Consider the following 7,276-nt stretch of genomic DNA (forward strand, 5'->3'; position numbering starts at 1 on the left):
GATGGGCGCGGTACGTAGCTGCCCCGTCGCCGGGGCTTTTTTAAAAGCATTACGCAGGCTTACAAATTCTTGCCTTGAGGCCTAACCGGTGCCAGAATCTTGACCTTCTGATATTAAGGTTATTCCTAATGGCTAAGCTATTCGCACGCTATTTTTCTGTCGGGATCATAAATACATTGATTCACTGGGTTGTTTTTACAGCCTTGTACACAGAAGGCCAGACACAGTCATTGTCTAACTTTGCTGCGTTCTGCTTTGCTGTAACGTTCTCGTTCTTTGCTAATGCAAAATGGACGTTTAACGCAGAAATCACAACTATTCGCTATCTGCTCTATCTTTTTTTCATGGGCGGAATGGCGTCCGCCGTGGGCCTGTATGCCGATCGCACGCATTCTAACCCCATTGTTACGCTTGTCGCCTTCTCAGCAATAAGTCTGATATGCGGCTTTATTTACTCTAAATATATTGTTTTCAAGGATCGGAGATGAAGATATCGCTAGTCGTCCCGGTGTTTAATGAAGAGGACGCTATCCCAATTTTCTACAGTGAAGTCAGGAATTTCCCTGCTTTCGCTGGGCATGAAGTAGAAATTGTTTTTGTTAATGATGGAAGCCAGGACGCAACCGAAAGACTTATTGTCGAACTGGAACAAGCCGACTCGCTTATTAAGCACATATCATTCACCCGAAACTTTGGTAAAGAGCCAGCACTCTTCGCTGGCCTTGAGAGTGCCACTGGCGAAGTCATCATCCCCATAGATGTCGATTTACAAGATCCAATTAGTGTCATCCCTAAATTAATTTCAAGGTGGGAAGATGGCGCAGATGTTGTTCTGGCAAAGCGCATAGACAGAAGCTCAGATGGCAAGCTTAAACGCATGACTGCGGAATTGTTTTACAAGTTACATAATAAGATTAGCTCGCCAAAAATTGAGGAGAACGTCGGCGATTTCAGGCTTATGTCTCGCGAAACCGTTGAGCACATCAAGCTGCTTCCTGAGCGAAATTTGTTCATGAAAGGGATATTGTCTTGGGTAGGCGGAAGGGTCGATGTGGTTGAATACACCAGAGCAGAGCGCGTCGCAGGGAAAACTAAATTTAATGGGTGGAAGCTCTGGAACCTTGCGTTAGAAGGGATAACAAGCTTTTCAACCTTCCCGTTAAGAATGTGGACTTACATAGGCCTTTTCGTGGCGGGATGTGCGTTTTTCTATGGCGCTTATATGATTATGGATACGCTTATCTTTGGTAATCCTGTGAGAGGATACACTTCCATAATGGTATCCATGTTGTTTCTTGGGGGCGTACAACTGATTGGAATTGGCGTGCTCGGTGAGTACATAGGCCGAATTTATATTGAAACCAAGAAAAGACCCAGATTCATTACAAAGTCAAAGGATTGATATCGATATGATTTCATCTGTTAAAACCCTGACCAACAGAACTGTTATTCTGTTATTTTCTCTGCTTGTCTGCCTTTACACGTTACCTATAATTTTAACAGGAAGACTTTACATTGATGATCTTGGAAGGACTCTGTATGGATACGCTGGATGGGGACTAAACGGCAGGCCTTTAAGTGATGTCATCATGCAGGCAATGAGCCTTGGTGGCGAACTGCTTGACCTGTCTCCTCTCACTCAGATAATTAGCGTTTTCGTGCTATGCCTTGCTCTGTATTATTACACCAGAAGAAATTTCACTGGCATCAGCTTGGCTGGAGCAATGACTGTCTCGTTCCTTTTCATTGCCAATCCTTTCTACATTGAAAACCTGTCTTATAAGTTTGACTCTCTGACTATGGCCCTAAGCATGGTGCTACTCATGTTGCCATATACAGTAACCGAAAAAAAATCCATTAATAGCCTGCTGTCTGTAATACTAATTATTGCATCTTTGTCTCTCTATCAGGCATCCATAGGATTATTTGCCATTATGGCTGTTATAGAGGCTGCAGTCGTTAAATCCGACCGCAGCAACAAGGAGGTTTTTTACTCCATTGCTCAAAGAGCAATTCAGTTAGCAGTTGCATTTGTTTTGTACAAGATATTCATCGCTTCAAATTTTGTGAAAGATGATTATAACGTCACACACTCTGAGATGGTTAAGCTTTCCTCAGACTCAATACCTGTAATTATCGACAACATACATAATCTTTCATGGTTCCTGAAAAGCTACTTATCAACAATTCCCACAACACTAAGAATGGTAGTTGTGGCTGCGATTGCTTATTCTGTCTTAAGGATGTCTTTTGATTTATGCCGGGAAGGCTATAAAAAACACATTATATCAATTTTATTAGTGTTATTTTCTCCCGCTCTTGTGGTTATACTGGCTTTAATCCCTCTGGTGATTCTTAAAAGCCCTGTATTCGCTCCAAGAGTGTTACTTGCCCTGTCTGGTGCCATTATGCTTTACGGCTTCATGATATTCAGGAGCGTTAAACATCCGGTTATCCTGGCTGTTATTTTCGTGCCGTTAGTATGGATAAACTTTGTTTATAGTTATTCCTTCGCTTCCGCATCCAGGAGCCAGGGAGAGACAGACAGGCTGATAGCATCCTCTGTATTCCAGGATGCTTTGCATTCAGGTGAAGCGTTTAAGTACGTAACTGTTTCTGGAGAGATGCCAAAATCACGACAACTTCTTATAGCTGAAAATAAGTTACCATTAATGTCCAAGTTAGTCCCTGTGTACCTGAATTACGACTGGGTATGGGGCTCAGAGCTTCTTAATCATTATGGAATGAGTCTGGAGTTTAAGGTCTTGGGTTCTGAGAAAAGCAACCTGATCTGCAAAGGGAGATTGGTATCAAAAGGAAACGTTTACTCTCTTTATTCATATAACGACATTTTGATTATCGATTTTCTGAATATTAAGTGCTAAAGATGCCCCGGCCATAGCCGGGGCTGTATTCAACTCATCTCGGGCCAGGCAATATCAGGTGCTGTAGACGTGTCTACCCGGCTTAGCAGTACGCGATATTTTTTCCAGGCTGTAAGTTGCGCCTTTTCTTCATCTGTTGCCATATCCAAATCAACCGCATCCTGAAGGATAGAAATGGTCTGACTTGCCTCTGATGTAAGGCTTGCCTTCTGTTGGTTAGCCTGAGCAACTAAATCCTCTTTAGGTATCTCCGGCACAGGTGGCGGCGTGAATGTTCCATCTTTATATGTCCAGCCTATTCCAGCGCCGCTATCCCCTGTTTTAAAAGCCTCAGTGCCTTCAGGTGGTTCCCACTCTGTTTCGCCATCCCACAGACTTGTACTGATTACATTGCCGTCCGAGTCTACTACTGCATATACTTCAACACCCATCATGCATACTCCTCAATGATTGCAATTCCGGGACGACCAGCAGCGCCTGCATTAATCGCTTGCGAGGGGCCATTGGCACACCCTGACGCGCCTGATCCAAAGCCTCCGCCTGTAGTTGCGTTTGTATTAATGGCAGGAATTGAACCGCCAACACCTAACTGACCATTGGCACCCCTGGATCCGGCCGCATAGCTGGTTGATACAGCTACTGCTGCTTCTGCGCCTGGCCCCGAGGTTCCGACGATATTCCAGCCCGTAGGGGCGGACCCATTGTTATTTGCTACAGGCTGAAAAGGTGGGTTTGCAGGCCCTGCTGGCAAGCCTGCTTTTCCGCCAGGTGCTGTAATGAACGACCCAACTGAGGTTGCACTTCCGTCTGCGCCATAAGGAGAAGATGAAGAACCGCCAGCCCCGCCAGAGCCAATGGTTATGGTAGCTGACGTGATTCCGCTTACATCGTATAAACCTTCAGCATAAGAGCCTGCTCCGCCGCCATTACTTACCGACACCTGACCGGTACTGGTCGCAGGAGCAGCCGAGCTTCCGCCTCCTCCGCCAACAACGCGGATACGCCATTTTTTTGCGCCGGCCGTTTTGGTTATGGTTCCGTTAGCAGTAAATGCCTGAACATTCAGCAGGCGTCCAGGGGTCAAAACAGTCATCCCTGCCTTAAGGTTCGCGAGTATCGTCGCTGTGTTGCCATTGTCCAGAACATCCACGCCCGCTGAGTCGGAAATAAACTGAGCGAGTACGGATGCCATTACTGTGCTCTGGCGCAGGGCTTTATTTATCTGCGCTGAAGAGGCCTTTCCACTTTGGAAACCGCTCAGTAGTGCTGCCAGCGCTTCATAATCTGACTGACTTGTTACGTTAGCACTGCCGCCAATAGCGAATGCCTTAAAGTTATTAGTTGCCATTAAAGTGTTGTCTCCCAGGCGCCATTATCAAATCCGGCGATAGAATCGTTATCCATGTCGAACCCAAAAAAACGAGTTCCTACGGATGGTGTTTGTATATATCCGGCCCATACTCCAGCAGCCTTTACAGTCAGGTAGCCCTGTTTTATTGCAGCGAGGAGTTCTAGAGATACGAGTGATATATCGATCTCAGGGAATACCCAGACAGAAATAGTCATGTCCTGGTTATCGACTATCTGCATTTTCAGGCCGGAGCCTTCCAGTGCCGTTTCCAGAATCGCTGGTAGGGAGTCGTTTTGTCCGTCCCAGTTGTTGATGGCTATCTTCGCTTTCAGGACGATGCGGTAAGTGTCATCACTCAGGCTTGTGAAACCTGCGTCTGGGTCATAAGGACCTTGCCAGACGCCCTGATCCCACCCCAGCCCATCAGTATCGAAAGAGAAATACACCCCAGAAATAGGCTGACTGACGATGCGCGTACGACCTATCCATTCGCCCAGAACGTCCAGCTGTACGCCGACAGCACTGTCAATGTCGAATGCATCGATAAGGCTTTGCAGCGCGGAAGAGGTGTCTGTAAGCGGCCGCGTAGACAGATCAACATGCTGAACAAACAGGGGCTTTCCCCTGTGGTAGTTCGTTATCAGGTCGGTGTATTTGCTCATGACGTCACCGTGAGCGCGATGTTGCTTTTGTTGCAGGACGCAGATTCGTTGAAGGCAATCACGACATTGGCCGCAGCCAGAGACCCTGCAGATCTGCCAATGGTCAGGGCATTGATGTCATAGTATTTCGAGTTGCCGCCGCTTACGACGCCAAGATTAGCGGGAGAGTAAAGACGACTGAGAAGCACGTCATCACCTATCGTCAGGCCGTTAATGTAATCAGCGATCGCCTGTTTTATCTGCTCGCCAATCTGTGTCGTGTAACCTGTGAAAACTTTCAGCGTCATGGCGATATATATCGGCACGTCAGTTGACCGTGAGAAACTGATGGCATGTGGGTTGTCGTATTTATCCGGCACGGTTACCGTCGTCGAACCATAGGTGCTTACACCCTGACCTTTCTTCCCACGAATAGTTTGCGCAATCTCGGTGACATCTCCACCATCCACTATGGCTGCGATTGCGTGCGCCGGAATGCCATTGCTGTCTACCGAACCAGTATCATTCTCGTAGAGCTTGTGGCGGGTAACGCCGGTTACGTTGGCGATCGCACCATCGACTGCCTCGAATGGTGTTAGCGACGGTATTGCAACACTTTGCGCCTGCCGTATGCGCAACTGAGCATCCGTTTCTGCTGCGGTCCCTACAGTCGCCGCGTTTGCGTTTGACGCAGCCGTCCAGCCGCGCGTTGGGGTGTTTATTTTGGTGATGCTACCCGCAACTGCCGCAACGGCGCCTGAATTAGCGCAGGTTGCCGTTACCGTCACCGATCCACCCACGTCGATTGTCACGCTGGGCGGCAGGTTCCAGATGATGCCGTTGTCATCCTTTACAGAGCCATTAGTTATCGTCGTTCCAGCCGTGCCGATCAGCGTCTCGTCAACTGTGGAATTGGTAGCCGCTTTGCGCGCAATGCCGTTAATTTTGACGTTACGCGTCAGGGCATCGGTCATGCCAGACGACGGGGAGAAGGAGTTATAAACCTGAATCGCCGTGTTATTGGCATCGTGTACCGCCAGCGCAAAAAGCGCGACCATCTGACCGTCTTTGCTGTCTGGCTCGAGATAAGCGTCGGCGCCGTAAATCTGCTGAAAATATTCGGTGATAGTGCTCAGGATTGTCTGGTAATCAGGCGCACTTATCCCTGAGGCGGTCACCGTAGCGGAGAGCCCCAGCGTATCTAAATTGAGAGCCATTACGCCTCGCTTGTGACTGTCGTCGTTCCGTAGATAGTGTCGATCGTCGCGGTAAACACTACGCGGCGGGATGAGGTATTCAGCGTCGTATCGAACGACTTGATAGAGTTAACGCCTTGCGTCTCAAGGATGCGCTGGCGGATGGCGAGGTTATAAGTTTCCGGCTTCTGCTTACCCAGTACGGACTGGATCCACGGCGTTCCCTCTGTCGTGTCGAGGAACCACTGTCCGTACCACAGCAGGAAGCGCGTTTTTATTGCCTGCGCCACCGTTTCCGGTGAATTAATCAGCCAGGTGTCATCGCCCTGCCCGAAGGTGTAATCACCGTCGTCATCTTCGCGTCTGTATCGCATCAGTTCACCTTGCCAGAGTTGCCAGTACCAGTCTGGACGCCGCTATGGGTGTGCTGGTCGCTGATGTCCTTGCCGTTGGATGTGAGCGTGCCGATAAACTGGATCGCACCTGTGATTTTGGCCGCTGTGCCAGCTGCGATACTACCTACCATTCCTCCCATCCATGTCAGCAGGCCGTTAATGGTTACAGCCGCGCTAAATTTGGCGAGAGGCGTAGTCACGTTTAGTCCGCCCGGCGCCACGATGTTTACGGCGTGACTGTTGGGGTCGAGCTCGATATAAGCAGCGCCGTCATCAGTACGCATCTGCAGCGTCGAGGTACTGATATTGCCTATCACCTCTGCCTGTGACTGGGGGCCGATGAACGCGAAGGCGTCTGAAAGGTCATGCTGTCGCGGATCAACCGGCTCCTGCACGCCGCCGTTCTGCCACCAGAAGTCGATACAGCGATCGGAGAAAACAACCAGGCATTCATCGCCAGCTTTAACAGGAAAGGTAATGGTGCAGCCACCACCGCGTGGAAAGACCACCGGCACGTCAACGAGCAGAGGTAATGGTGCTGACTTAAAATTGCCCGCAGCATCGGCAACCTGACCCGTTATCGCAGGTTGAACGGTGCAGGTATTAGCTATGGGGTCGTATGATTCAACTATGCCAGGAAGCGACACGCGAAGCATTGAGAAGATGCTATCTGAAAGCGTCTTCATGGCCTGCTGCTCACCGCCAGCCAGCGACTGAGGATTTACTGACATTGAATCGCCACGGGTTTAACAGACACCTCAGAGTCATTTAAGATGGCTTAAAGAGAGGTGCCCATGAGCGGTAAGCG

Annotated in this window: 8 protein-coding genes and 1 pseudogene; 3 read left to right on the forward strand and 6 right to left on the reverse strand. The window is 49.0% G+C overall.

Annotated features, from left to right (window positions below; all coding sequences use genetic code 11):
* The first annotated feature begins 128 nt into the window (after positions 1 to 128).
* Genes EKL29_RS14480 through EKL29_RS14490 form a run of 3 tightly spaced genes read left to right on the forward strand, consistent with a single transcriptional unit; the run spans position 129 to position 2,885 of the window.
* A complete protein-coding gene (locus EKL29_RS14480; RefSeq protein ID WP_126690037.1) occupies positions 129 to 488 on the forward strand; it encodes a GtrA family protein in 360 nt (119 codons plus the stop codon).
* Complete coding sequence (locus EKL29_RS14485) at positions 485 to 1,402, forward strand: glycosyltransferase family 2 protein (RefSeq protein ID WP_126690038.1); 918 nt, start codon at positions 485 to 487, stop codon at positions 1,400 to 1,402. The genes EKL29_RS14480 and EKL29_RS14485 overlap by 4 nt, the downstream gene beginning before the upstream one ends.
* A 7-nt stretch (positions 1,403 to 1,409) precedes the next feature.
* The gene (locus tag EKL29_RS14490) at positions 1,410 to 2,885 is read left to right on the forward strand and encodes a glucosyltransferase domain-containing protein (RefSeq protein ID WP_126690039.1); all 1,476 of its coding nucleotides are present in this window, start codon (positions 1,410 to 1,412) and stop codon (positions 2,883 to 2,885) included.
* A 29-nt stretch (positions 2,886 to 2,914) separates the two neighbouring features.
* On the opposite strand, the pseudogene EKL29_RS14495 reads toward EKL29_RS14490, so the two are convergent.
* The 6 genes and pseudogenes from EKL29_RS14495 to EKL29_RS14520 form a co-directional block, all read right to left on the reverse strand.
* Positions 2,915 to 3,178: pseudogene (locus EKL29_RS14495) on the reverse strand (tail fiber assembly protein); the annotation flags it as partial.
* 137 nt (positions 3,179 to 3,315) lie between these two features.
* Entirely contained in the window at positions 3,316 to 4,233 is a 918-nt protein-coding gene (locus EKL29_RS23330) for a hypothetical protein (RefSeq protein ID WP_311779030.1), read from the reverse strand.
* Positions 4,233 to 4,898, reverse strand: coding sequence for a DUF2612 domain-containing protein (locus EKL29_RS14505; protein ID WP_126690040.1), 666 nt, complete (start codon positions 4,896 to 4,898; stop codon positions 4,233 to 4,235). The genes EKL29_RS23330 and EKL29_RS14505 overlap by 1 nt, the downstream gene beginning before the upstream one ends.
* A complete protein-coding gene (locus tag EKL29_RS14510; RefSeq protein ID WP_126690041.1) occupies positions 4,895 to 6,094 on the reverse strand; it encodes a baseplate J/gp47 family protein in 1,200 nt (399 codons plus the stop codon). The genes EKL29_RS14505 and EKL29_RS14510 overlap by 4 nt, the downstream gene beginning before the upstream one ends.
* On the reverse strand, positions 6,094 to 6,447 hold the full coding sequence (locus tag EKL29_RS14515; protein WP_126690042.1) for a hypothetical protein: 354 nt from the start codon (positions 6,445 to 6,447) through the stop codon (positions 6,094 to 6,096). The genes EKL29_RS14510 and EKL29_RS14515 overlap by 1 nt, the downstream gene beginning before the upstream one ends.
* Positions 6,447 to 7,199, reverse strand: a complete 753-nt coding sequence (locus EKL29_RS14520) for a Gp138 family membrane-puncturing spike protein (protein WP_126690043.1) — start codon at positions 7,197 to 7,199, stop codon at positions 6,447 to 6,449. The genes EKL29_RS14515 and EKL29_RS14520 overlap by 1 nt, the downstream gene beginning before the upstream one ends.
* Positions 7,200 to 7,276: the final 77 nt, after the last annotated feature.

This window comes from Pantoea sp. YU22, from assembly GCF_003970755.1.
Taxonomy (GTDB): Bacteria; Pseudomonadota; Gammaproteobacteria; order Enterobacterales; family Enterobacteriaceae; genus Pantoea; species Pantoea piersonii.

Excerpts from the sequence above, each read along its gene's own strand:
- EKL29_RS14480 (WP_126690037.1), top strand. The coding sequence starts at position 129 with ATGGCTAAGCTATTCGCACGCTATTTTTCTGTCGGGATCATAAATACA.
- EKL29_RS14485 (WP_126690038.1), top strand. The coding sequence starts at position 485 with ATGAAGATATCGCTAGTCGTCCCGGTGTTTAATGAAGAGGACGCTATC.
- EKL29_RS14490 (WP_126690039.1), top strand. The coding sequence starts at position 1,410 with ATGATTTCATCTGTTAAAACCCTGACCAACAGAACTGTTATTCTGTTA.
- EKL29_RS23330 (WP_311779030.1), bottom strand. The coding sequence starts at position 4,233 with ATGGCAACTAATAACTTTAAGGCATTCGCTATTGGCGGCAGTGCTAAC.
- EKL29_RS14505 (WP_126690040.1), bottom strand. The coding sequence starts at position 4,898 with ATGAGCAAATACACCGACCTGATAACGAACTACCACAGGGGAAAGCCC.
- EKL29_RS14510 (WP_126690041.1), bottom strand. The coding sequence starts at position 6,094 with ATGGCTCTCAATTTAGATACGCTGGGGCTCTCCGCTACGGTGACCGCC.
- EKL29_RS14515 (WP_126690042.1), bottom strand. The coding sequence starts at position 6,447 with ATGCGATACAGACGCGAAGATGACGACGGTGATTACACCTTCGGGCAG.
- EKL29_RS14520 (WP_126690043.1), bottom strand. The coding sequence starts at position 7,199 with ATGTCAGTAAATCCTCAGTCGCTGGCTGGCGGTGAGCAGCAGGCCATG.